Source organism: Bradyrhizobium sp. Ghvi (assembly GCF_900115265.1).
In the GTDB taxonomy this organism is placed as follows: Bacteria; Pseudomonadota; Alphaproteobacteria; order Rhizobiales; family Xanthobacteraceae; genus Bradyrhizobium.
This window is the reverse complement of sequence record NZ_FOVU01000004.1, coordinates 73,642-97,005: the sequence shown is the minus strand read 5'-3', so window position 1 is coordinate 97,005 and position 23,364 is coordinate 73,642. Positions and strand designations below refer to the sequence as shown.

Sequence of the window (23,364 nt, the reverse complement as noted above, 5' to 3'; positions counted from 1 at the left end):
CTTTATGACGCATTTTCCCGCTGTCCCACGTTTTGCGGCCGGTGGCCTTGCGGGAACAGGAATTGCACGGCGTGGACGGATCGGATTTAAGGGCTAAAGACCCGCAATTGAAGGCCCATTTCCTTGCACGAATTGACCAAAACGCCCCCGCCTCGCCGCCCCGACCTCCACGTCGCCACGGAGGGCGAATTCCTGGGCTGGCGGACCTGGATCCGCGACAGCTTTGAAGCCCATGTTGGCCCCTTCTGGCACCGGATCGAGGCGGACGGCAGCGTCCGCTGCGCCTTCCGGGTCGAAAAGAAGCACCTTAACGGCTCCGGAAACGTCCACGGCGGCTGCTACATGGCTTTTGCCGATTATTCGCTGTTCGCGATCGCCACCCATGTCCTCGACAGCCGGGCGGTGACGACCAATTTTGCCTGCGAATTCCTCGACGCGGCCCGCGAGGGCGAGCTGATCGAATGTACCGGCAAGGTGAGTCGCGCCGGCGGTTCGCTGATCTTCTTGCGCGGGGAGATGATGGCCGGCCAGAGGCTGTTGCTCACATTTTCCGGCACGATCAAGCGGATGAAACGGAAGGCACTCCCGCCGCCGAGCGCATAGTTCGACGGCTCGCCACGGTGACCGCCTGCGTTGAGGGCGGAATGAAGCTTACGCGGCCTTTTCGAGATGCGCGGTGAGGCCTGCGAACAGGCCGCGGCCGTCGGTGCAGCCCATGATGTCTTCGACGTGGTTCTCGGGGTGCGGCATCATGCCGAGCACGTTGCCCTTGTCGTTGACGATGCCCGCGATCGAATGCGCAGCGCCGTTGATGTTGCTGGCATCGTCGACCACGCCCTCGGCCGAGCAGTAGCGATACAGCACCCGCCCCTCGCCTTCGAGCCGCTTGATGGTCTCTTCATCCGCTTCGTAATTGCCCTCGCCATGCGCGACCGGTACGCGGATTACCTGCCCGGCATTGTAGCCGCGCGTGAACGGCGAGTCGGAGCGCTCGACACGCAGATGCACATCCTTGCAGATGAACTTCAGCCGCGCATTGCGCATCAGGACGCCCGGCAACAGGCCGGACTCGCAGAGGATCTGGAAACCGTTGCAGACGCCGAGCACGAGGCCGCCCTTGCCCGCGTAGTCGCGCACCGCATCCATCACGGGCGCCCGCGCGGCAATCGCACCACAGCGCAAATAATCGCCGTAGGAGAAGCCGCCGGGCACGACCACGAGGTCGGTGCCGGCGGGCAATGACGGCTCGGCATGCCACACCATCGCCGGCTCGTGGCCCGAGATCAGCTTCAGCGCCCGCGCCATGTCGCGCTCGCGGTTGATTCCGGGAAAGACGAGGACGGCGGCTTTCATGCTTCGGGTTCCGACAATGGCTGGAATCGGGCTGGCCCATGGGCCAATTCGCCAGGAGACATAGCCATTTGACGGGGATTTTACCAGTGCTAGCCTCGCCTGATGGCCTTGTACACAGGCCATAGCCAGGGCACCGCTGCCCAAGGATCTTGCCCGGGATGGATGTCATGAATGTCCCGTCACGGCCGACACCTCTAGCCGAACCGGTGTCCACCGAGGGCGTCGTCGCGGCCGGCGCCTATGTCGACGGCCGGCGCGTCGCCAATATCGCCATCAGCGAGGCCTCGAGCTGGCGGGCCAAGCCCGGCCACGTGGTCTGGATCGGCCTCCACGAGCCCGATACGGCGCTGCTCGGCGCGGTGCAGAAGCAGTTCGACCTGCACGACCTCGCCATCGAGGACGCCGACCACGCCCACCAGCGGCCGAAGATCGAGCAATACGGCGAGGCCCTGTTCATCGTGGCGCGGACGGCGCAGCTGATCGAGGGGCGGATCGCCTTCGGCGAGACGCACATCTTCGTCGGCGAAGGCTATCTCGTCACCGTCCGCCACGGCGCCTCGACCTCCTACACCGCCGTGCGCGAGCGCTGCGAGAGCTGCCCGCGGGCGCTCGCCCGCGGTGAGGACTACATCCTCTATGCGATCCTCGATTTCATCGTCGACAACTACTCTCCCGTGCTCGAGAGCATTCACGACGAGGTGGAAGGCATCGAGGACGACGTGCTCTCGAAGCCGATCAGCAAGGCGCAGATCGAGCGATTGTACATGCTCCGCCGCGACCTCCTGCGGCTGCGCAATGCCATCGGGCCGCTGGTCGAAGTCTGCCGCCGGCTGGAGCACGACGAGCTGTCGATGGTGCGGAAGGCCATGCAGCCGCTGTTCCGCGACGTCACCGACCACGTCCGCAATATCCAGGAGCGGATCGATTCCATGCGCGAGGTGCTGGCCTTCGCGTTCGAAGCGAGCCTCTTGGTCGGCCAGGCGCAGGAGACCGCGGTGTCGAAGAAGCTTGCCTCGTGGCTTGCGATCCTCGCCGTCCCGACGGCCGTCGCTGGCATTTACGGGATGAATTTCAAGTACATCCCCGAGCTGCAATGGGAATACAGCTACTTCGTCGTGATGGGACTTATGGCGCTTGCGTGTGCAGGTCTGTACCGGCGTTTCCGTCGCCTGGGGTGGCTGTGAGCGCCCGTCCGGTTTTATCGGACAGGCGCCTCGTTCAGCTCGAGCCTGCGCTCAATGCGATCGAGGCGGCCTTCATGCCTCACCAACGTGGCATGAATCCCTGCGATCTCATGAAAGACACTCGTAACGTCTTGGCGAGCAGCATTCTGGGGCGTCCGCAACGCCAGGATCTCCTGCTTCATTTCATCGATTTTGCCATCGACCTGCGCAAGCCGCGCCTGGACCGATTTCAAAACCTCGAACATCAGCTCTGGCGTCACTTGGGGCAGTTCGCCTGCCCTTATGCTTTCATCTCGATGCGATAATTCTCGATCACCGTATTCGCCAGCAGCTTGTCCGCGGCGTCCTTCAGCGCAGCTTCGGCCTTGGCCCTGTCGGCGCCGGCGAGCTCGATGTCGAACACCTTGCCCTGGCGGACGCTGGCGACCCCGTCGACGCCGAGCGACTTCAGCGCGCCTTCGATGGCCTTGCCTTGCGGATCGAGGATGCCTGTCTTTAGGGTAACGGTGACACGTGCCTTCACGTCATCTTCCTCTTCAGCTCTTTACCAGCACGGGACCCGTGCCCTGCGGACGCTCGTTCTCCATGAGGATGCCGAGGCGCTTTGCGACTTCGGTATAGGCCTCGAGCAGGCCGCCGAGGTCACGACGGAAACGATCCTTGTCGAGTTTCTCGTTCGACTTGATGTCCCACAGACGGCAGCTGTCCGGCGAGATCTCGTCGGCGACGATGATGCGCATCATCTCGTTCTCGAACAACCGGCCGCACTCCATCTTGAAGTCGACGAGGCGGATGCCGATGCCGAGAAAGAGGCCGGTGAGGAAATCGTTGACGCGGATGGCGAGCGCCATGATGTCGTCGATCTCCTGGGGGGTAGCCCAGCCGAACGCGGTGATGTGCTCTTCCGACACCATGGGGTCGTTGAGCTGGTCGTTCTTGTAGTAGAATTCGATGATCGAGCGCGGCAGCTGAGTGCCCTCCTCGATGCCGAGGCGCTGCGACAGCGAGCCGGCTGCGACGTTCCGCACCACCACCTCCAGCGGCACGATCTCGACCTCGCGAATCAACTGCTCGCGCATGTTGAGACGGCGGATGAAATGGGTCGGCACCCCGATGTCGTTGAGATGCTGAAACAGGTACTCCGAGATCCGGTTGTTGAGGACACCCTTGCCCTCGATCACCTGATGCTTTTTCGCATTGAACGCGGTGGCGTCGTCCTTGAAGTGCTGGATCAGGGTACCGGGCTCGGGACCTTCATACAGAACCTTTGCCTTGCCTTCGTAAATGCGACGCCGACGGCTCATTGGGATGTACCGTGTTTTGTTGAAATCCATGTATTTGGTGTGCTCCGGTTACTAGGATTACGACCCACAGCGGAGCTGCCGTGAACAGCCTGGAACCGATCTGAATCCAGGAAAACGCCAGGAAACAGAACGGGAACCAAGCCTTTAGGCAACCTATCCGATTGGCTGTCCGAGCACAATCGATCCGGCCTATCCGACGCTGACTTATACCGCCTTGCCTGCGGCTTTACGGCTCGTTGTTTCGCCGATTCCTGCTCTCTATCTAGGCATCCGGAGGGGCCCCCGCAACGAGGGCCACAGCCGAAGGAATCGGAAGACGCATGAGCGAATTCGACAAGCGCGAAGAAGGCTTTGAGAAGAAGTTTGCCCTGGACGAGGAGCAGAAATTCAGGGCGGAAGCCCGCCGCAACCGGCTGCTGGGGCTCTGGGCAGCCGAAAAGCTCGGAATCTCGGGCGAAGCCGCCTCCGCCTATGCCAAGGAGGTGGTCGCGGCCGATTTCGAGGAAGCCGGCGACGGCGACGTCCTGCGCAAGGTCATGGCCGATTTCGCCGCCAAAAACGTCGCCATCACCGAACAGGCGATTCGGGCCAAGATGAGCGAGCTGGTCGCGGTCGCAGCCGCCGAGGTGAAGGCCGGGAAGTAAGCTTAACAGCGTGCGGCGGATGGCCATGGAAGGCCCATCCGCCGGCCGCCCTCTCGGGCTTGCAGCCGGCCCCCAGCGGTGCCAAATGGGCGGCATGTCTCAGGATCATATTTCCAACGTCCTCGCCCAACGCTATGCCTCGCCTGCCATGCGCGCCATCTGGAGCGGCGAAGGCAAGGTTCGCCTTGAACGCGACTACTGGATCGCCGTACTGAAAGGCCAGCGCGACCTCGGTATCCCGGTGCCCGATGGCGTGATCGAAGCTTACGAGCGCGTGAAGGACCAGGTCGATCTCGACTCCATCATGCGGCGCGAGCGCATCACCCGCCACGACGTCAAGGCCAGGATCGAGGAGTTCTGCGATCTGGCCGGTCATGAGCACCTGCATAAGGGCATGACCAGCCGCGACCTCACCGAGAACGTGGAGCAGCTCCAGGTCTATCGCGGGCTGCAGCTGATCGAGACCAAGAGCATCGCCGCCCTGATTCGCTTTGCGAAGCACGCCAAGCAACTCCGCGACGTGCCGTTCACCGCGCGTACGCACAATGTCGCCGCGCAGGTGACGACGCTCGGCAAGCGCATCGCCATGTTCGGCGAGGAGATGCTGGTGTCGCATCAGAGCCTCGTGGGCGTGCTCGACACCTATCCCGCGCGGGGCCTGAAGGGCGCGGTCGGCACGCGGCTCGACCAGATCACCCTGTTCAACGGCGATGCCGGCAAGGCGCGCGCGCTCGAAAAGCAGATTCTCAAGCACCTCGGCCTGCCCAGGAGCTTCGATGCGGTCGGGCAGGTCTATCCGCGCAGTCTCGACTTCCGCGCCGTCAGCGTGCTCACCGAGCTTGCCAGCGGTCCCGGCAATTTCGCCAAGACGCTGCGCCTGATGGCCGGCCATGAGCTCGCCAGCGAAGGCTTTGCCAAGGGCCAGGTCGGCTCGTCCGCGATGCCGCACAAGATGAACAGCCGCTCCTGCGAGCGCATCAACGGCTTGCATGTCGTGTTGAAGGGCTATCTCGCCATGGCCGCAGGCCTTGCCGGCGATCAGTGGAACGAGGGCGACGTCTCCTGCTCGGTCGTCCGCCGCGTCATGCTGCCCGATGCCTTCCTCGCTATGGACGGCCTGCTCGAGACCCTGCTCTCCGTGCTCGACCAGATGGAAATATTCGACGCCGTCGTCGCCACAGAGCTCAACCGTTATCTGCCGTTCCTGCTGACCACCACGGTGATGATGGAAGCCGTGAAGAAAGGCGCAGGCCGTGAAGGCGCGCATGAGGCGATCAAGGAGCACGCGGTCGCGGCGATCCGCGACCTGCGCACCGGCAAGATCGTGCAGAACGACCTCTTGAAGCGTCTCGCCGCCGATCAGCGCCTTGGCCTGAGCGAAGCCGAGCTGAGCCAAGTGCTCGAGCACGGCCGTGCCAATTCCGGCGATGCCGGCGCCCAAGTCGATTACTTCGCCGAACAGGTCGAAGCGCTGGCGAAGGCGAAGCCCGAGGCGGCCAAGTACACGCCGGGCGCGATCCTCTAAGACGAATGGAGAGTAGCGAATAGCGAATGGAAAAGAGATTCCATTCGCTACTCGCAATTCGCTATTCGCTCTCCTTAAACCCGTACTCCGGCACGTTGCCGCTGGCGCCGTAATATTTGTACGGGAGGAATTTGCCCGACATGGTGATCTTGACGCGGTCGCCTTTCGGGTTCGGCAGGCGTTCCATGACCATGTCGAAGTCGATCGCCGACATGATGCCGTCGCCATATTCCTCCTCGATCAACGCCTTCCACGCCGGCCCGTTGACCATGACCAGCTCGTAGAAGCGATAGATCAGGGGATCGGTCGGCGGCATCGGCATGCCGCGCATCGGCGTCTCGTTCAGCATCGCGACTTCCGACTTCGACAGGCCGAACAGCTCGCCGGCATTCGCCGCCTGCGGCTTGGTCAATTTCATCTGGCCGAGGATCGCGCCTGTGATCAGCACCTCGGAATAGCCGCCGATCTTCTCGCAGATGTATTTCCAGCTCCAGCCCTTCTCGCGCTTGATGTCGAGCAGCTTCTCCGTGAGGTCTTCGCGTTTCATGTTGGTCTCCTTGGTTGTCGTCATGCCCGGGCTTGTCCGGGGCATGACGTCTCTCTGGGCGCTTCCGGCTTCGCATCTGATGCGATCGCAAGGCCAGGCTTGCCGATGTGAACAATCGGCACGTTGCGGGGATCGTGATCCGGCGTCCCGGCGGCAAAGGTCTTGCTGCGCGTCACCAGAAAATCGACGATGTGGTTGCGCAGCGCATAGTACAGCGGATGACGGTGCAGATCGGTGCGGCCGCGATCCCTCGGTAGTGGATTTTCGACGATCTCGGCGAGCACGGCGCCGGGACCGTTGGTCATCGGGAAGATCTTGTCGGCGAGATAAATCGCCTCGTCGACGTCGTGGGTGATCATGAACGCGGTCTGCCCGGTCTCCAGACAAATCCGCCGCACCTCATCCTGGAGCGTGCCGCGCGTCAGCGCATCCAATGCAGAGAACGGCTCATCCATCAGCATCATCTTCGGCGTAATCGACAGTGCCCGCGCGATGCCGACCCGCTGCTTCATGCCGCCGGACAGCTCTGACGGTCGCTTGTGCTCCGATCCGGTCAAACCGACGAGATCGATGAAGCTCTGCGCATGCGCCCTCACCTTGGCCCGATCCCAGCTCCGCCATTTCGAGCTTACCGCGTAACTCACATTGCCGAGCACGGTGCGCCAAGGCAGCAGCGCGTGGCTCTGGAAGATCACGGCGCGGTCGAGGCTGGTCCCCGAGATCGCCTGGCCATCGACGATGACGGCGCCTTCGCTCGGCTCATCGAGGCCGGCGAGAATGTTGAGCACCGTGGTCTTGCCGCAGCCGGAATGGCCGATCACGCAAGCGAACTCGCCGCGTGCCATCGACAGCCAGAGATTCTCGAAGATTGTCGTCGTACCGCCCGCGCTCGAATAGCGTTTCGCGATGCCTTCGATCGAGACGAACTTGCCGCTCATCGCGCCCTACTCCGGAAACGTGACCAGGCGCGTGAAGCGCGCCAGGATCTGGTCGAGCAGCATGCCGACGATGCCGATCAGCAGGATCGCGATGATCACGTTGGTGATCGAAAGATTGTTCCACTCGTTCCAGACGAAATAGCCGATGCCGGTGCCGCCAACGAGCATCTCGGCGGCGACGATCACGAGCCATGCGATGCCGATCGAGATCCGCATGCCGGTCAAGATCGTCGGCGCCGCTGCGGGGAGGATCACCGTGAAGGCGCGCCTGACGGTGCCGACCTCCAGGGTTCGCGCCACGTTGATCCATTCCTTGCGCACGCTGGCCACACCAAAGACGGTGTTGAGCAGCATCGGCCAGATCGAGCAGATGAAGATGACGAAGATCGCCGAGATCGAGGAATCCTTGATGGTGTAGAGGGCGAGCGGCATCCAGGCCAGCGGCGAGATCGGCTTCAAGACCTGGATGAAGGGATCGAGCGCCTTGCTGAGCAGCGGCGACATGCCGATCAGAAATCCGAGCGGGATGGCAACCAGCACCGCGAGCAGATAGCCCGTGCCGACGCGCGCGATGGAATAGGCAAGCTGGATGCCGAGGCCCTTGTCGTTCGGCCCGTTGTCATAGAACGGCCGCTTCAAATGCTCCCAGAGCTTTGCCCCGACATCGAGCGGCCCCGGCATCGCCGACTTGCCCTGCGTGGCGGTGAGGCCCATCAGCTTGGCGTATTCCGGGCTCATGGTCGCCACCGGCGCGGTCGAGCGCGTGGCGAGATGCCAGATGCCGAGGAACGCGATGAGCAGCGCGACGGAGACGAGACCGGCGCGGACGCGGAGAGAGGATGTCATGTCAGGTCCTCCAGGTATCGTGTCCCGGGCGTGGCGCAGCGCCGCCGGCGCTGCGACGCAGAACCGGGACCCAGGCGGCCCAACTGGGTCCCGGCTCAGCGAAGCAGCACTTCGCGCTGCATCGGCTTGGGGACACGAGAGCGTCAATCATCACGACGCCTTCCTGATCTTGAAGCTCGCCAGATAATCCTCCGGCTTGGCCGGATCGAAGGTCCTGCCCATCACCGCGAACGACTTGTAGCTGCTCTCCGGCGGCACCAAGCCCATCTCGGTCATCAGCTTCCTGGTGTCGGTCGCCAGATACACCTGCTCGGCGATCGCCTTGTAGTCGACATCGCCCTTGATCTGGCCCCACCGCTTCATCTGCGTCAGCATCCAGACTGCAAAGGACTGCCAAGGGAACGGATCGAAATCGACGCGCTTGGCGTCGGTCTTCACGCCGCCGAGACCGTCTGCATAAGTGCCGGTCAGCACCTGCTCGAGCACTGTGACCGGCGCGTTGATGTAATTGGCGGGCGCGATGGCTTCCGCGATCTGCTTGCGGTTCTCGGCCTTCGAGGCATAGTTGGTGGCATCGACGATGGCGCGCGTCAGCGCGGCAAAGCTGTTCGGCGCCGTGGTGATGAACTCGCGACTGGCGGCAAAGCTGCAGCAGGGATGACCGTCCCAGATCTCCTTCGACAAGAGATGCATGAAGCCGACGCCATCATAGATCGCGCGCTGGCAGATGTTGTCGGGCGCGAGGAAGCCGTCGATATTGTCGGCGCGGAGGTTGGCGACCATTTCCGGCGGCGGCACGGAACGCAGCTGCACGTCGGTATCAGGATCGAGCCCGGCTTCCGCGAGATAATACCGCAGCAGGTAATTGTGCATGGAATAGTCGAAGGGGATCGCGAACTTCAATCCCTTCCAGTCCTTGGGATCGCGCTTGTCCTTGTGCTTGGTCGCGAGCACGATGCCCTGCCCGTTGATGTTCTCGATCGCGGGCACGGCGAACGGAATGGCGTTGGCCCCGAGGCCAAGCGAGATCGCGATCGGCATCGGCGCCAGCATGTGCGCAGCGTCGTATTCCTTGTTGATGGTCTTGTCGCGGATCACGGCCCAGCCGGCGGTCTTGACCACGTCGACATTGAGGCCGTGCTTGGCATAGAAGCCCAGTGGCGCCGCCATGATGATCGGCGTCGCGCAGGTGATCGGGATGAAGCCGACCTTGAGGTCCTTCTTCTCCGGCGTGCCGGTATCGGCGAACACTTCGGTCGCGGTCTTGAGCGGGAAGAATTGCGAGAGCGCGGCAAGCGCGGTCGATGCGCCGACCGATTTCAGGAAGGCGCGCCGCGCGCCATCCTGCGGAAACACCGCGCGCATGACCGCGGAGGCAACCACTCCCTCGTAACGCTTCTCCTCGCTCTCGACAGGCTCGCAGCGTAGCGCCGCCGCCTGCGCGTGCTCCGCCGCGGATCGGTGCTGGCCACAGACGCAGCCGACGCGAAGGTTGCGATCGGGATCAAACGGATTGTCGAACGTGGACATCGAACCTCCTGCGCGTCGTTGCAGGAGCAATTACGCAAGGAGCATGCCATAGATGCTCGACCGGCCAGTGCCTTGATGATGCAGGGTTTTCGGTCGCACTTGGCCACTACGAGAAGTCGTGATAAACGAGATTTCGTAGTTCAATTACGAGATCTCGCAATGGCAACGACGCCAATGCCTGCCCACGATGACGTGGCTCCCGCGATCGATCCGCGCATCGCGGCGTTCGAATCCTCGATCGAGGCAACGTTGCTGGTCGATCCCTATGCCGACCAGATCGTCGACGCCAATCCGGCCGCCTGCGCCCTGCTCGGCTATGACCGCGCCCTGTTGCGGCAGACCAGGGCGAGCACGCTGCACGCCGGAGAGCTCCCGGCTCTCACCGTCTTCACCCAGGCCGTGCTGCACAAGGGCGCCTACTGGAGCACGGCGCTCACCCCCCGCCACGCCACCGGCCAAACGCTCAGGCTGGAATATGCCGGCTGTGTGCTGCCTCATGACGGCCGCACGCTTGTGCAACTCACCCTGACCGATCTCGAGGCGCGCCGCCGTCGCAATGTCGATGCCGCCGCCGAGGACCATATGCGCAGCGGCATCTCGACCTGGCAGCGCGTCGAGCGCGTGTTCCAGGACATCGAGCGCGAAAACCAGCTGATCCTGCGCGCCGCCGGCGAAGGCATCTATGGTGTCAACGCCGAAGGCAAGACCACGTTCGTGAACCCCGCCGCGGAACGCATGCTGGGCTGGACCGCGGAAGAATTGGTCGGCAAGGAAATCCACCCGATCGTGCACCACACCCATCACGACGGCAGACACTATCCCGACCACGATTGCCCGATCTATGCAGCGTTCCGCGACGGCGCCGTGCATCAGGTCGACGGCGAGGTGTTTTGGCGCAAGGACGGCTCGCCGGCCTGGGTCGAATACACCTCCACACCCATTCGCGACCGCGGCGTCGTTGTCGGCGCCGTCGTGGTGTTTCGCGACGTCAGCCAGCGGCGCGAGGCCGACGAGAAGCTGCACGCAGCCCTCGCTGAAGTGGACCGCCTGCGCGAGCGGCTCGAGCTGGAGAACGCCTATCTCCAGGAGGAGATCCGCATCGAGACCAACCCGCGCGGCATCATCGGTCAAAGCGAGGCGATCCAGAAGACGCTGCGCCAGGTCAAGCTGGTGGCGCCGACCACCGCGGCGGTGATGATCACGGGCGAATCCGGCACCGGAAAGGAGCTGATCGCGCGCGCCATCCACGATGATTCCACCCGCAGCGACCGGCCGCTGATCCGCGTCAATTGCGCGGCGATCCCGCGCGAATTGTTCGAGAGCGAATTCTTCGGTCATGTCCGTGGCGCCTTCACCGGCGCGACGCGCGACCGCATCGGCCGTTTCGAGCTCGCCGATGGCGGCACGCTGTTCCTGGACGAAGTCGGCGAGATCCCGCTCGAATTGCAGGGCAAGCTCCTGCGTGTGTTGCAGGAGGGCAATTTCGAGCGCGTCGGGCAGGAGCGCACGCGGACCGTCGACGTCCGCGTCATCGCCGCGACCAATCGCGATCTCAAGCAGGAGGTCCAGCGCGGCCGTTTCCGCGAGGACCTCTATTTCCGCCTCAACGTGTTTCCGATCGAGACCGTTCCTTTGCGCGAACGGCGCGAGGACATTCCGCTGCTGGCCCAGCATTTCCTGACACGCGAGGGCAAGGCACTGAAGTCCAATTTGCGCCTCTCCGAGGGCGATGCGCGGCGGCTCGCCCGCTACGACTGGCCCGGCAATGTCCGCGAACTGCAGAACGTGATCGAGCGCGCGGCGATCCTGTCGCAGAACGGCCGCCTGCGCATCGACCTGCCCGATCCATCAAGCGCACAAGTTCCAACCGGCATCGCGCGTCAGAAGATCGACACGCGCCCGGCAGTGATGACGTCGTCCGAAATGCGCGACCACGAGCGCGCCAACATCCTGGCCGCGCTCGAGGCCTGTGCGGGAAAAGTGTTCGGCCCCGGTGGTGCGGCCGAAATGCTCGACATCAAGCCGACCACGCTGGCCTCGCGGATCAAGGCGCTGGGGATCGCGCCTCGTCCGCGGGCCACTCAAGCAGGATAGTTTTGGTCGGATCGATGTGGGACGGGGAACACCTCTCCCGAAGGGAGAGGTGGACCGAACTCTGCGGGCGCGTGGCGGCTCAGGCCGCCCTGGTGGTCACGCCTGTTGCGATCGGCAGCCCCTGCTCGATCGGCAGCGAGGGATCGCGCGACCATTCGTTCCAGGAGCCGAAATACATCCGCACGTCCTTCACGCCGGCGTTCTTGAGCGCGAGGAAGGTGTTGGAGGCGCGAGCCCCCTTGAAGCAATAGAGATAAACCGGCGTCGTCGGCGAGATGCCGACGGTAGCGCATTCCGCCAGGATCTCGTCCTTGGACTTGAAGCGCGGACCTTCGGCAGTCGGCTTCATCATGCGGTACCATTCCAGCCAGACGGCACCGGGGATGCGGCCCTTGCGCGGGCAGAAATCCTTGCCGTACGGGGAGGAGCTGTCGCCGATCCACTCGTCGACATCGCGCACATCGAGGATGGCGATGCCGGGCTTGCCGACCGCCGCGAGCATGGTCTTGGCGTCGATCAGGATGTCGCCCGCCTCGGGCACGATCGCGAACGAGGCCTTGGCCGGTGTCGGAACATCCTTGGTCACCGGCAAGCCCGCGGCCGACCAGGCCTCGAAGCCGCCGTGCAGCACCTTCACCTTGGGATAGCCGAGCATGGTGAGCAGGTAATAGCCGCGGCAGGACTGGCCGAAGCCGGAATTCATCGACTGCTCGTAGATCACCACTGTCTCCTTGCCGGAGAGACCGGCCGCGCCGAAAGCGTCGGCGAACTTCGTCTTCAGCTCGCTGATGCCCTCCGGCGTCGAGGTCGCCAGGAAGGTGAAGATCTCGTGCACGTTGACGGCGCCCGGGAGATGTCCGGCGGCGTAGGCATCGGGATTGCGGGTGTCGATCACGACACACGGCTCTAGCTTCAAGAGATCGGCGAGTTCGACGGCAGTGATCAGAACGTCAGTCATGGCAGCCTCTCCGTTGAGGTTGGGGGTCTTTCGGGGTGGACTCGCAAAAGATCAGGACTCGGCGAGCATCTTGCGCAACTGCTTGGTGGCAGGCGTGACGATCGCGACGAAATAGGCCTCGCGCAGGCGACGCTGCGCGCGGTGGCTCCTGAGATAGCCGCGTGCGCCACAATGCAGCATCGCTGCATGGGCCGCCGCGACGCTGGCTTCGCCGGCACGAAGGCGGAGCGCAATCACCTTGCGCCAATAGGTCTCCTCTTCATTGTAGGGATCGCGCGCCAGTGCCATGGTCTCGGCCTCGAGCTCGCTCGCGAGATCGCGGAAATGCACCGGCTGTTGCGGCAGATAGCGATTGATGTGACCGAGCGGATTGCCGACCTCGTCCATGATGTTGATGCAGTCCCTGATGACGCCGAGCGCCATCCCGGCCTGGAGCAGGATGAAGCCGGCGCGGATCTTCTTGACGAAAGGTTCGGCGGGATCGGCCAGAATCAATTCGTCGGGCACGAACGGCTCGCGAAACTGCACGCCATAGGTTCCGGTGCCGTCCATGGCGAGAAACGGCTTGCACGGCGTCAGCGTGATCGCAGGGTCGGAGCAGTCGGCCAGGAACATGACGGTCCCGGACCCGCCACTTGCGGTGCCCTTGTCGTCCTCTCGCTCGAAGATCGTGCCGAAATAATGGTCCGGACCCAAATTGGAGACCCAGGGCAGCGCACCGCGCACGATGTAGCCGCCCTCGACCTTGCGTCCCTTCAGTTTCAGCTTCTCGATGCCGAAGAAGCTCTTCATGGGATTGGAGAGCCCGGTGCCGCCGAGCACGCGGCCGGTCGAGAAGGCATCGCCAAAGCGTTTGGCCAGCTTCACGTTGGTCGAATTGGCGGCGTACCAGACCAGCGTGTTCTGGCACCAGGCCATGAAGGCCGTGCTGCCGCAGACTTCGCCGATCGCCGCCATCGCCTGGATGGCACAGCGCAAATCCGCAGGGCCCTCCTGAGGCACGTGACTGCCCCAGGCGCCGACCGCGCCGAACGCACGCAGCACCTCGGCCGGATAGACCGTGCCGTCGTCGATGCCGGAGGCCAGCGGCGCGAGCTGCTCGCGTGCGATCCGCGCCACCTCGCCCACAATGGACGGTGCGGGCTGATCCAAATTTTCGGTCCGCGATATCGCCAGTGAACCCATGATCGTCTCCCGCACCTGATGTCCTGCTGCCGTGGGCCCTAGATGCCGACCTCGAGATTGACCGGGCGGGTGAAAGTGTTGGCGACCGGCGACCATTTCTTCACATGGGCGACCAGCGCGTTGATCTCGTCCGGCGAGATGCCCTCGCATTCCATGTCGACCTTGACGCGGACATCGGTGAAGCCGACCGGCTTGTCGGAGACGTCGCCGGTGCCCCACACCGCGGTGATGTTGAGGTCGCCTTCGAGCTCGAGCTCGAGCTTGTTGACGATCCAGCCGCGATGCACGGCGTTGGCGTGCAGGCCGACGGCAAGGCAGGAGCCGAGCGCGGCGAGCGAAGCCTCCGACGGATTGGGCGCGGTGTCGTCACCCAGAAGACCCGGCGGCTCGTCGACGATGTAGGGCGGCAGATTGCGAATGTAGTTGGCGTGGCGGAATTTGCCTTCCGCGACCGTCTTGCATTTCAAGGTCTTGACGACCTTCGGATTGGCCTTGCCGCTCGCGATCAGTTGCTCGAGGCCATTCTTGTCGATGGGCGCGAGGCAACCCGTCAGCACTGTCTTTTGAACGACGGCAGTCATCATCTTCTCCCTGGCAGAAGTGGAAATCGGCAGGATACCGAACGGTCTGTTTTCTTGCATGGAGCGTGCCAGAGCCGGCCAGAATCGAAAAACGAGACATTGGAGCCGCTTAGCATCGCCTGTCTGCGGATTGACTGGCCACGCTTTGCTCAAAGGCGATGCAGATGCGCATCCCCATGCGAATCTTTTCGGCGCCGAACAGATGCGTCTTGCTGATGCGACCTGCCAGCAGGTAAGTTTGCACTCATGGCAAAAGCTTCATCGAAGAAGAATTCCAGTTCGCCCCACGCCGGCACAGGCGACGACGAATCCGCGCGCGGGCGCCTGCTCAGTGCCGCATCGCATCTGTTCTGCAAGAACGGCATCAACGCCACCGGCATCGATGCGATCATCGAGGAAGCCGGCACTGCCAAGACCACGCTCTATAAGTTGTTCGGCTCCAAGACCAACCTGGTCAACGCGGTGCTGGAGCGCGAAGGCAGGCAGTGGCGCGAATGGTTCATCGGCGCCATGGAGCAAGGTGGCGGCGATGCCCAGGCGAAACTCACGCGCATCTTCCCGACGCTGAAGAGCTGGTTTGCCGAAGAGCGCTTCTACGGCTGCCCCTTCATCAACGCCGTCGGCGAGCATGACAAGGACGCCAAGCAATTCCGCACCATCGCGCTCAAGCACAAGAAGATCGTGCTCGCCCACATCGAAAAACTCGCCGGTGAGCTCGGATCGACCGAGCCCGCCGTGCTCGCACACCAGCTCGGCCTCATCATCGATGGTGCGATCGTTGCCGCGATGATCTCGCGCGATCCGGGCGTCGCCGATACGGCAGCGCTCACGGCCGGTCCCCTGCTCAACCTGACCAAGGCCAGGAAGAGGCGCGGAGCGGATCAGCTGGAGACGGTGTGATCTTCGCTGCCCCGTAGTCCCGTAGGTTGACCGAACTCTATCGCTTCATTTCTTCTACGAACTGCCCGATCGCTTCCAGCACCGGCCGCTGATCGCCGGCAAAGAACCAGTGATCATGACCGTCGAGCTCGACGAATCGCGCGCCCGGAATCCGGCTCGCGACGTCGCGGCCCGCCGCGATCCGAACAGCCTTGTCGCCGCGCCGGTGCAGCACCAGCGTCGGCACGGTGATTTGCGACAGCAGGTGCCGCACGTCGGCGTCGCGAAACGCGTCCAGCACGGCCGAGATGCCGCCGGGGCTGGAGGCCGCGCGCAGCAGCCCCGCCCACCAGGCGCGCGCCTGCGGATCACCGGCAAGGCTCGGTGCAAAGGCTTCGATCCCGACCGGGCCGCCCCATTGGGTGACGAGATGCTTGCTCCACGCATCATACTGGCCGGCACGCAGCGCATGCGGGTAGTCCTCCGCCCAGCAGCCTTTTGCCAATGCGCCGAACAGAATGAGGCCGGCGACGCGACGCGGCTGGTCCACTGCGAACTTGACGCAAGCCGGCCCGCACTCGGACGCACCGAACAGCACGACGCGGCGCGAGCCCGCCGCCTGCAGCACGGTGCCGATATCCTCCGCGGTGACGTCGATATCAGGCGCCGATCCAACCCGGTCCGACAGCCCGATGCCGCGGCGATCGAACACGATCAAGCGCCCGAGCTTCATCAACGACGCCAGGAACGTGCGGCTGGCGGGATGCTCCCAGGCGCGCTCCACATGCGAGACGAAGCCCGGCATGACCAGGATATCGAGCGGCCCGTTACCATAGGTCTGATAGGCCAGATGTACGCCTGAGCCCTTGACGTAGCGCGTCGTCGGCACAGCCTGCGCCGCGGCAGCGGGGCTCAGCAGCGCCTCGGTCTCCGCTTCCGGCGCGACGTCGAGCTCGTCGCGCAGCCGCTGCGTCAGCGCGGCGTGATGCCGCTCCGCCGCGCTGCGGTCACCTGACAGCAACAGGCTGCGGATCAGATGCCGGCCATAGACTTCACTGAGCGGATCGAGCTCGACCAGACGGCGCGCATGCACGGTCGCAGCCATATGATCTCCGGCGGCATTCTTGTCCTGCACCAGCCGCTCCAGCGCATGCACGAGCCGTCCCCGCAGCGCCTCACGGCGAAAGAACGCCCAATCGTCGAATTCGGGAGAATCCTCCGGTGAGAAGCCCGCAAGGAAGTCGCCCCGATAGATCTGAGAGGCTTCCTCAAACGCGCCGCGGTCGCACGCCCTTTCGAACAGGTGCGTATCGATCGTCAGTTCGACCACCGGAGACCAGCGCACGCTGGTGCGGTCGGTCTCGAACACCGGCTCGCCAAGCGCGAGCTCGATACGATGAAGCAGCCGCCGCAAGCGCGCCAGGCCGGTCTCGCGGTCGGCCTCGGGCCATAGCTGCGTGGCAATCACGTCCCGGGCGACGGTGCCCTTGGCCTCGGCAAGATAGACCAGCAGCGCAAGCCCCTTGCGCAAGGCCAGCTTGACCGCGCGGCCGTCGGCGTGGACCTCGGGGAACCCGAACGTCCCAAGCGAGAAAGCCGTCATGGAATCCTTCCTCCACTCGGGGGACGCACAGGGGACGGTCGGACATTAGTCATTGCGCCAGATCGAGCCCCTTCGCCTGCGAGCGATTCAGGCTCCTGCATGCGGCACCGCTGCATCTGGCACAATAGGAAAAAACATGGTCTCGCGCGTCCTGATCCTGCTCTACGCCCTCGTAAGCTACGCTCTGTTCACGCTCTCGTTTCTCTATGCCCTCGGTTTCGTCGGCAATTATGTCGTGCCGAAGTCGATCGACGTCGGCAGCTCCTCGAATTTGGCCGAGGCCGTCGTAGTCAACCTCTTGCTGATGAGCCTGTTTGCCCTCCAGCACAGCGTGATGGCGCGCCCGGCCTTCAAGCGTTGGTCGGCCCAATTCCTTCCCGCGGCCTGCCAGCGCAGCACCTATGTGCTGCTCTCCAGCTTGATCCTACTCCTGCTGTTCTGGCAGTGGCGCCCGATCCCGACTGTGATCTGGCAGACTGAAGGCCTTGCGGCCGGGCTGCTGACGTCAGCACATTGGCTCGGCTGGCTGATCGCATTCGCCTCGACCCACATGATCGATCATTTCGATCTGTTCGGCCTGCGCCAGGCTTTCGTCGCCTGGCGCGGAGCTGAGATGCCGGCTCAGTCCTTCCGGACACCCCTGCTCTACAAGATCGTCCGGCATCCGATCATGCTTGGCTTTCTGCTCGCGTTCTGGGCGACGCCCGAGATGACGATCGGCCATCTGCTGTTCGCGCTCGCCAACACTGTCTACATCCTCGTCGCTTTGCAATTCGAGGAACGCGACCTGATTGCGATGTTCGGCGCGAGCTATCGCGACTATCGCCGCCGCGTTCCCATGCTGCTGCCGCGTCTGTTCGTTCGCCGCCAGACGGAAGGAGCGGCCAGATGAACGCAATGTTTCCCGTCCCCCAAATGTCTGCGGAGGCCGCCAGCCTGGCCGACACGCTCGATGGGCTCGACATCGGTCTCTATCTCCTCGACACAGAGGCGCGTCTCATGCACACGAATACGGCTGGGCAAGTCATTCTCGACGCGCACGATATCCTGTACGAGACGCGTGGCCGGCTGACGGCCCGCGATCTCATCGTCGACCGAACCCTGCGGCTCGCCCTCACATCTGCCCTCGACGCCAACGGCGTAGCCGTGCCGATGATCGGGATCGATGGGCAACGCTATGTCGCCCACGCCTTGCCGTTGACATCAGGTCCGCGCCGTCGTGCGGGGGCCGCCTACGGCGCCGTCGCAGCCTTGTTCGTGCGCAAGGTGGCGCTGACGATCCCACCCCGCTCGGAGGTGATCGGCAAGGCCTTCAAACTGACGCCGGCCGAGTTGCGCGTGCTGCTCGCGATCGTCGAACTCGGCGGCGTTCCCGAAGTGGCCGCAGCGCTCGGCGTCGCCAACACGACGGTCAGGACGCACGTCAATCGCCTGTTTGAAAAAACCGGCGCCGCGCGGCAGGCCGATTTCGTCAAGCTCGTCGCGGGATATGCGACGCCATTGCGCGACATGGGAGACGTGCGATGAGAGCCGTGCTGTGCAGCTCCTTCAGCGGACCGCAGGATTTGCGCCTCGGTGAGATCGCCGCGCCGAAGCCGGCGGATGACGAGATCCTCATCGATGTCCATGCGGCCTCCGTGAGCTTCATGGACCAGTTGCTGGTGTCGGGCCTCTACCAGATGCGGCCATCCCTGCCGTTCGTGCCAGGCACGGAAGCCTCCGGTGTCGTCGTTGCCATCGGCGAGAAAGTCACAACATTCGCCCCCGGCGATCGCGTGGCGTGCAGCAGCTGGACCGGCGGCTACGCCGAACGGATGATCGCCAAGGAATCGAAGAGCGTGCGCCTGCCTGATGACGTCGCGTTCGAGGCGGCAGCGACCGTGCTGCACGTCTACGGCACGGCCTTTTATGCGCTGGTCGATCGCGCCCGCGCGCAAGCCGGCGAAACCGTGTTCATCACGGGCGCAGCCGGCGGCGTCGGGCTTGCCGCCGTCGATCTCGCCCACCATCTGGGCCTGCGCGTCGTCGCGGGCGTCGGCTCCGACGACAAGGCCGCGCTGGTGCGCAGCTATGGCGCCGGCGAGATCGTCAATTATCGCAGCGAGGATCTGCGCGACCGGATCAAGTCGATCACCTCTGGTCAAGGCCTCGATATCGGCTTCGACAACATCGGCGGTGCGATCTTCGAGCAGATGGCGCGACTGATGAACTGGGGCGGGCGGCTGATGCCGATCGGCTTCACCAGCGGCGAGATTCCACAGATCGCGATGAACCTGCCGCTGCTGAAGAACTACGCCATCATCGGCGTTTTCGTCGGCGCCTGGGCGGAAAAATTTCCCGCCGAGGCCGCGCGCATGAACAACACGCTGATGCAATTGCTGGCCGAAGGAGCAATCCGCCCGCACATCGATCGCATTCTCCCTTTGGAGGAGGCCCGTGAAGCCATGCGCGCCGTGGCCAGCCGGACGGTTCAGGGAAGAATTGTGCTCAAGATCCGATAGAGTGCGCGGCGGGCCAGGAGGAAGGTAAGCTTTGACCGAGATCATCATCGACAAGCGCTATTGCGGCCCGCCGAACTCCGGCAACGGCGGCTATGTCTGCGGCCGCTTGGCCCAGTACATTTCCGGCGGCGCCGAAGTGACGCTGCGCGCACCGCCTCCCCTGGACACGCCGCTCGCGGCAAGCGCGACCGACGACGGCACGTGGGAGCTTCGCGACCGCGCCAAACTCGTCGCGACCGGACGCGCGATGGTGGTCGAGCTTGCGCGACTGGAAACAGCCAGCTTCGAGGAAGCCCGCGCCGCTGAATTGCTGACACTGGTCAAGCCGCACGAGCATCCCCTGCCGACCTGCTTCGTCTGTGGCCCCGCCAGGGCCGAGGGCGATGGCCTGCGCATTTTCGCGGGCCCGCTCGGACGACACGCACACACGCCCGTTCTCGCCGCGAGCTGGACGCCTGATCCCAATCTCGCCGCCGAGGACGGTCTGGTCGCGCCGGAGTTTCTCTGGTCGGCGCTCGATTGTCCCACAGGCTTTGCCTGCAATTGCGATCCGCAGAACAGCGCTATCGACCGAACCCCGCTCCTGCTCGGACGGATGGCAGCGCGCATCGAGTCCCGGCCCCGACCAGGCGACCGCTGCATCATCACCGCCTGGCCCACCGGCCGCGACGGCCGCAAGCGCACCGCCGAGGCCGCGCTGCGTGACAAAGCTGGGAGATTGCTGGCCGTGGCGAAGACGACATGGATCGCGGTGGATCGCGACGTGCAGCTTGGGCAAGGATAAGAAAGTGTAGGGTGGATCAGCCAGCGGCTGCGCGAAGCGCAGTCGCTGGCGTAATCCACCAACTTCGTCCGGCACGTCCCGAAGCATGGTGGGTTACGCCTTCGGCTAACCCACCCGACGAGACCTGCGCGTGGGAAAATCCTACACGCTCTGCTCCATCATCCCCTGCAGCCGCACCAGCTCTGCCTCCAGATCCCGCTCCACGTCCGCCGCGCGGATCTCCAGCACCCGATAATCGCGCGCCTCCAGCCACGCCCGCCGCGACGCGCGGTCTGCCGCGATGGTGTCGCCCTCGCCCGGGTTGACCAGCTCGATCGCAATTCGATGCGGGAACGAGACGAAGTCTGGGATATGCCGCCCCACCGGCGTCTGGCGCTTGAACTGACCAGCAAAGCGGCGGTCGCGCGTCAGCGCCTGCCAGAGCAGGCGTTCGGCATCCGTCGGGTTGCGGCGGAGCAGGCGGGCGAGGCCGCGGACGGTCGAGCCGCTGTCGGGCACACCGCCGCTCTGACCGTGTTCGGCCAGCAGCGCGCGCAGGCGCGTCGCCTGCTCGCCGTCGAGCACGCCGCCTTTGGCCGGGCCCTTGCGGCCTTCCGCGATCGCCATGATCACTCCATGGAGGGTGTGCATGTCCTGCTTGGTGGGCTCCATCCGGGTGAAAATGTTGCGCAGGTTGACCAGCATGGTGTCGCGCTTCTCGGCCGGTCGCAGGAACTCGACCTTGTCGAGCTCGCGCACGAGGTTGTCGAAGAAGGCCTGCATCTGGTGCTGCGAGGCCCGCTCGGAACGCTCCGGCATGGCGTGCGGAAGCTCGCCAGACGTTGCCCGCTTGAACCATTCGTAACCCACCAGCAGCACGGCCTGGGCGAGATTGAGCGAGGCAAAGCCCGGATTGACCGGAAACGTGATGATGCGGTTGGAGAGCCCGACCTCCTCGTTGGTCAGGCCCCAGCGCTCCCGGCCGAACAGGATGCCGGCCTTGCCGCCGGTTGCGAGGTGCCCGGCGATCTCGCTCGCGGCAGCCTCCGGCCCGACCACCGGCTTGGCCTGGTCGTGGGGGCGTGCGGTGGTGGCGAACAAGAGGTCGAGGTCGGCCACCGCCTGCTCGACGGTATCGAACAGTTCGACCTTTTGCAGAATGTGGTCGGCGCCGGCAGCGGCGCGCTGGGCGGCGATGTTGGGCCAGCCGTCCCTGGGATTGACGATGCGCAGAGCGCTCAGGGCGAAGTTGCCCATCGCGCGCGCAGCCATGCCGATGTTTTCCCCGAGCTGCGGCTCGACCAGGATCACGATGGGACCGTCGAGGGACATTCCCGTCTTGCTCTTGTCAGTCCCCGACATCTCGCTTCGCTTTCACTCTGGTTCTCAAGGCCCTGGACAGGCGCTCTCAGGAATTGAATCAAAATCGGCTGCCGACCGGCCGGCTTTGTCCGCCTGTCGTTTGCCTTTCCTGACAGAATTCTCAAGGGAAATAATGGGTTGGATTCGGCTTTTGAACCGGGGCTGAAACCTTAATCCGGCCGTGGCCCCGCTGGCCGGCTCCGCCCCCCGTCCGTGGAAGCTGGATGGGCTAAAAGTGCATAATCACTTGGCTTTCGCCCGCTGCTCTCAGGTGCTAAGAGGCGGCGGATATTCACGTCGGCGCACCGCACGCGCCATTCCCAAGAGGGCTTCCCCGATCATGGCAAAAATCAAGGTATCCAATCCCGTCGTCGAACTCGATGGCGACGAGATGACCCGGATCATCTGGCAGTACATCAAGGACAAGCTGATCAACCCGTTCCTGGATGTCGAGCTGCTCTATTTCGACCTGGGCATGGAGTACCGCGACCAGACCAACGATCAGGTGACCATCGACGCCGCCGAGGCGATCAAGAAGGTCGGCGTCGGCGTCAAGTGCGCCACCATCACCCCTGACGAAGCCCGGGTGAAGGAGTTTGGCCTCAAGCAGATGTGGAAGTCGCCGAACGGCACCATCCGCAACATCCTCGGCGGCTGCATCTTCCGCGAGCCGATCATCTGCAAGAACGTGCCGCGCCTGGTTCCCGGCTGGACCAAGCCGATCATCATCGGCCGTCACGCCTATGGCGACCAGTACCGCGCCACCGACATCAAGTTCCCCGGCAAGGGCACCCTCTCGCTGAAGTTCGTCGGCGAGGACGGCACCGTGATCGAGAAGGAAGTGTTCAAGGCTCCGGGCGCCGGCGTCGCCATGGAGATGTACAATCTCGACGACTCCATCATCGACTTCGCCCGCGCGTCCTTCAACTACGGCCTCTTGCGCGGCTATCCGGTCTATCTGTCGACCAAGAACACGATTCTGAAGGTCTATGACGGCCGCTTCAAGGACATCTTCCAGGAGATCTTCGACAAGGAGTTCAAGAAGGAGTTCGACGCCAAGGGCCTGACTTACGAGCACCGCCTGATCGACGACATGGTCGCCTCGGCGCTGAAATGGTCCGGCGGCTACGTCTGGGCCTGTAAGAACTACGACGGCGACGTGCAGTCCGACACGGTCGCGCAGGGCTACGGCTCGCTCGGCCTGATGACCTCGGTGCTGCTCACCCCCGACGGCAAGACGGTCGAAGCCGAAGCCGCCCACGGCACGGTGACTCGCCACTATCGCGAGCACCAGAAGGGCAAGGAGACCTCGACCAACTCGATCGCCTCGATCTTCGCCTGGACGCGCGGCCTCGCCCATCGCGCCAAGCTCGACAACAATGCCGAGCTCGCGAAGTTCGCGACCACGCTGGAGAAGGTTTGCGTCGATACTGTCGAGGAAGGCTACATGACCAAGGATCTCGCGCTCCTGGTCGGCGCCGATCAGCGCTGGCTCTCGACCACCGGCTTCCTCGACAAGGTCGCTGACAACCTGGTGAAGGCGCTGGCGGCGTAAGCTGCCCGCCCA

General features: G+C 64.0%; 24 protein-coding genes. 12 read left to right on the top strand and 12 right to left on the bottom strand.

The window, feature by feature from the left end; translation table 11 throughout:
- Positions 1 to 123 precede the first annotated feature (123 nt).
- Positions 124 to 603 (top strand): PaaI family thioesterase, encoded by a 480-nt coding sequence (locus BM374_RS15815; protein WP_177248339.1) that lies wholly within the window; start codon positions 124 to 126, stop codon positions 601 to 603.
- 48 nt (positions 604 to 651) lie between these two features.
- On the opposite strand, the gene purQ is transcribed toward BM374_RS15815, so the two are convergent.
- A complete protein-coding gene (gene purQ / locus BM374_RS15810; protein WP_092293718.1) occupies positions 652 to 1,353 on the bottom strand; it encodes a phosphoribosylformylglycinamidine synthase subunit PurQ in 702 nt (233 codons plus the stop codon).
- Between the two features lie 167 nt (positions 1,354 to 1,520).
- Here purQ and BM374_RS15805 point away from each other — a divergent pair, with 167 nt between their 5' ends.
- Together BM374_RS15805 and BM374_RS40115 are read left to right on the top strand one after the other, a co-directional pair.
- Positions 1,521 to 2,537, top strand: coding sequence for a magnesium and cobalt transport protein CorA (locus tag BM374_RS15805; protein WP_092294922.1), 1,017 nt, complete (start codon positions 1,521 to 1,523; stop codon positions 2,535 to 2,537).
- The gene (locus BM374_RS40115; RefSeq protein ID WP_177248338.1) at positions 2,534 to 2,842 is read left to right on the top strand and encodes a hypothetical protein; all 309 of its coding nucleotides are present in this window, start codon (positions 2,534 to 2,536) and stop codon (positions 2,840 to 2,842) included. Before BM374_RS15805 ends, BM374_RS40115 begins: the two co-directional genes overlap by 4 nt.
- Here BM374_RS40115 and purS read toward each other — a convergent pair.
- Together purS and purC are read right to left on the bottom strand one after the other, a co-directional pair.
- A complete protein-coding gene (gene purS / locus BM374_RS15795; RefSeq protein WP_092293714.1) occupies positions 2,818 to 3,060 on the bottom strand; it encodes a phosphoribosylformylglycinamidine synthase subunit PurS in 243 nt (80 codons plus the stop codon). The two genes, BM374_RS40115 and purS, sit on opposite strands and share 25 nt — an antisense overlap.
- Before the next feature lie 13 nt (positions 3,061 to 3,073).
- Positions 3,074 to 3,841: a phosphoribosylaminoimidazolesuccinocarboxamide synthase gene (purC, locus tag BM374_RS15790; RefSeq protein WP_172782948.1), complete on the bottom strand. Its 768-nt coding sequence runs from the start codon at positions 3,839 to 3,841 to the stop codon at positions 3,074 to 3,076.
- Positions 3,842 to 4,161: 320 nt separating this feature from the next.
- On the opposite strand from purC, the gene BM374_RS15785 reads away from it, so the two are divergent.
- Together BM374_RS15785 and purB are read left to right on the top strand one after the other, a co-directional pair.
- Positions 4,162 to 4,485, top strand: a complete 324-nt coding sequence (locus BM374_RS15785; protein ID WP_092293712.1) for a DUF1476 domain-containing protein — start codon at positions 4,162 to 4,164, stop codon at positions 4,483 to 4,485.
- Between the two features lie 94 nt (positions 4,486 to 4,579).
- Entirely contained in the window at positions 4,580 to 6,010 is a 1,431-nt protein-coding gene (gene purB, locus BM374_RS15780; RefSeq protein WP_092294920.1) for an adenylosuccinate lyase, read from the top strand.
- A 61-nt stretch (positions 6,011 to 6,071) separates the two neighbouring features.
- On the opposite strand, the gene cynS is transcribed toward purB, so the two are convergent.
- From cynS to BM374_RS15760, 4 genes are all read right to left on the bottom strand, one after another.
- Complete coding sequence (gene cynS / locus BM374_RS15775; protein WP_092294918.1) at positions 6,072 to 6,557, bottom strand: cyanase; 486 nt, start codon at positions 6,555 to 6,557, stop codon at positions 6,072 to 6,074.
- A gap of 20 nt (positions 6,558 to 6,577) precedes the next feature.
- Complete coding sequence (locus BM374_RS15770; RefSeq protein WP_092293710.1) at positions 6,578 to 7,495, bottom strand: ABC transporter ATP-binding protein; 918 nt, start codon at positions 7,493 to 7,495, stop codon at positions 6,578 to 6,580.
- Between the two features lie 6 nt (positions 7,496 to 7,501).
- Positions 7,502 to 8,341: a nitrate ABC transporter permease gene (gene ntrB, locus BM374_RS15765; RefSeq protein ID WP_092293708.1), complete on the bottom strand. Its 840-nt coding sequence runs from the start codon at positions 8,339 to 8,341 to the stop codon at positions 7,502 to 7,504.
- A gap of 150 nt (positions 8,342 to 8,491) precedes the next feature.
- Positions 8,492 to 9,871: a CmpA/NrtA family ABC transporter substrate-binding protein gene (locus tag BM374_RS15760; protein ID WP_092293705.1), complete on the bottom strand. Its 1,380-nt coding sequence runs from the start codon at positions 9,869 to 9,871 to the stop codon at positions 8,492 to 8,494.
- A gap of 159 nt (positions 9,872 to 10,030) precedes the next feature.
- Here BM374_RS15760 and BM374_RS15755 point away from each other — a divergent pair, with 159 nt between their 5' ends.
- Positions 10,031 to 11,965: a sigma 54-interacting transcriptional regulator gene (locus BM374_RS15755; protein ID WP_092293703.1), complete on the top strand. Its 1,935-nt coding sequence runs from the start codon at positions 10,031 to 10,033 to the stop codon at positions 11,963 to 11,965.
- A 79-nt stretch (positions 11,966 to 12,044) separates the two neighbouring features.
- On the opposite strand, the gene BM374_RS15750 is transcribed toward BM374_RS15755, so the two are convergent.
- Genes BM374_RS15750 through BM374_RS15740 form a run of 3 tightly spaced genes read right to left on the bottom strand, consistent with a single transcriptional unit; the run spans position 12,045 to position 14,689 of the window.
- Positions 12,045 to 12,923, bottom strand: coding sequence for a sulfurtransferase (locus BM374_RS15750; RefSeq protein WP_092293701.1), 879 nt, complete (start codon positions 12,921 to 12,923; stop codon positions 12,045 to 12,047).
- Between the two features lie 51 nt (positions 12,924 to 12,974).
- Positions 12,975 to 14,108 carry an acyl-CoA dehydrogenase family protein gene (locus tag BM374_RS15745; RefSeq protein WP_177248337.1) on the bottom strand — a complete coding sequence of 378 codons (1,134 nt, stop codon included), beginning with the start codon at positions 14,106 to 14,108 and terminating at the stop codon, positions 12,975 to 12,977.
- Between the two features lie 38 nt (positions 14,109 to 14,146).
- On the bottom strand, positions 14,147 to 14,689 hold the full coding sequence (locus BM374_RS15740) for an OsmC family protein (protein ID WP_092294916.1): 543 nt from the start codon (positions 14,687 to 14,689) through the stop codon (positions 14,147 to 14,149).
- 246 nt (positions 14,690 to 14,935) lie between these two features.
- Here BM374_RS15740 and BM374_RS15735 point away from each other — a divergent pair, with 246 nt between their 5' ends.
- The gene (locus tag BM374_RS15735; RefSeq protein WP_092293697.1) at positions 14,936 to 15,589 is read left to right on the top strand and encodes a TetR/AcrR family transcriptional regulator; all 654 of its coding nucleotides are present in this window, start codon (positions 14,936 to 14,938) and stop codon (positions 15,587 to 15,589) included.
- A 37-nt stretch (positions 15,590 to 15,626) separates the two neighbouring features.
- Here BM374_RS15735 and BM374_RS15730 read toward each other — a convergent pair whose 3' ends face one another.
- The gene (locus tag BM374_RS15730) at positions 15,627 to 17,171 is read right to left on the bottom strand and encodes a bifunctional AfsR/SARP family transcriptional regulator/alpha/beta hydrolase (protein WP_092293695.1); all 1,545 of its coding nucleotides are present in this window, start codon (positions 17,169 to 17,171) and stop codon (positions 15,627 to 15,629) included.
- A 136-nt stretch (positions 17,172 to 17,307) separates the two neighbouring features.
- Here BM374_RS15730 and mddA point away from each other — a divergent pair, with 136 nt between their 5' ends.
- Genes mddA through BM374_RS15710 form a run of 4 tightly spaced genes read left to right on the top strand, consistent with a single transcriptional unit; the run spans position 17,308 to position 20,456 of the window.
- Positions 17,308 to 18,063, top strand: coding sequence for a methanethiol S-methyltransferase (gene mddA / locus BM374_RS15725; protein WP_092293693.1), 756 nt, complete (start codon positions 17,308 to 17,310; stop codon positions 18,061 to 18,063).
- The gene (locus tag BM374_RS15720; RefSeq protein ID WP_244552609.1) at positions 18,060 to 18,698 is read left to right on the top strand and encodes a helix-turn-helix transcriptional regulator; all 639 of its coding nucleotides are present in this window, start codon (positions 18,060 to 18,062) and stop codon (positions 18,696 to 18,698) included. Before mddA ends, BM374_RS15720 begins: the two co-directional genes overlap by 4 nt.
- Complete coding sequence (locus BM374_RS15715; RefSeq protein ID WP_092293689.1) at positions 18,695 to 19,672, top strand: NADPH:quinone oxidoreductase family protein; 978 nt, start codon at positions 18,695 to 18,697, stop codon at positions 19,670 to 19,672. Before BM374_RS15720 ends, BM374_RS15715 begins: the two co-directional genes overlap by 4 nt.
- 31 nt (positions 19,673 to 19,703) lie before the next feature.
- Positions 19,704 to 20,456 (top strand): hotdog family protein, encoded by a 753-nt coding sequence (locus BM374_RS15710; protein ID WP_092293687.1) that lies wholly within the window; start codon positions 19,704 to 19,706, stop codon positions 20,454 to 20,456.
- 141 nt (positions 20,457 to 20,597) lie between these two features.
- Here the strand turns inward: BM374_RS15710 and BM374_RS15705 are convergent, their stop codons facing one another.
- Positions 20,598 to 21,797, bottom strand: a complete 1,200-nt coding sequence (locus BM374_RS15705; protein ID WP_092293685.1) for a TrmJ/YjtD family RNA methyltransferase — start codon at positions 21,795 to 21,797, stop codon at positions 20,598 to 20,600.
- A 340-nt stretch (positions 21,798 to 22,137) separates the two neighbouring features.
- On the opposite strand from BM374_RS15705, the gene BM374_RS15700 reads away from it, so the two are divergent.
- Positions 22,138 to 23,352: an NADP-dependent isocitrate dehydrogenase gene (locus BM374_RS15700; protein ID WP_092293683.1), complete on the top strand. Its 1,215-nt coding sequence runs from the start codon at positions 22,138 to 22,140 to the stop codon at positions 23,350 to 23,352.
- Positions 23,353 to 23,364: the final 12 nt, after the last annotated feature.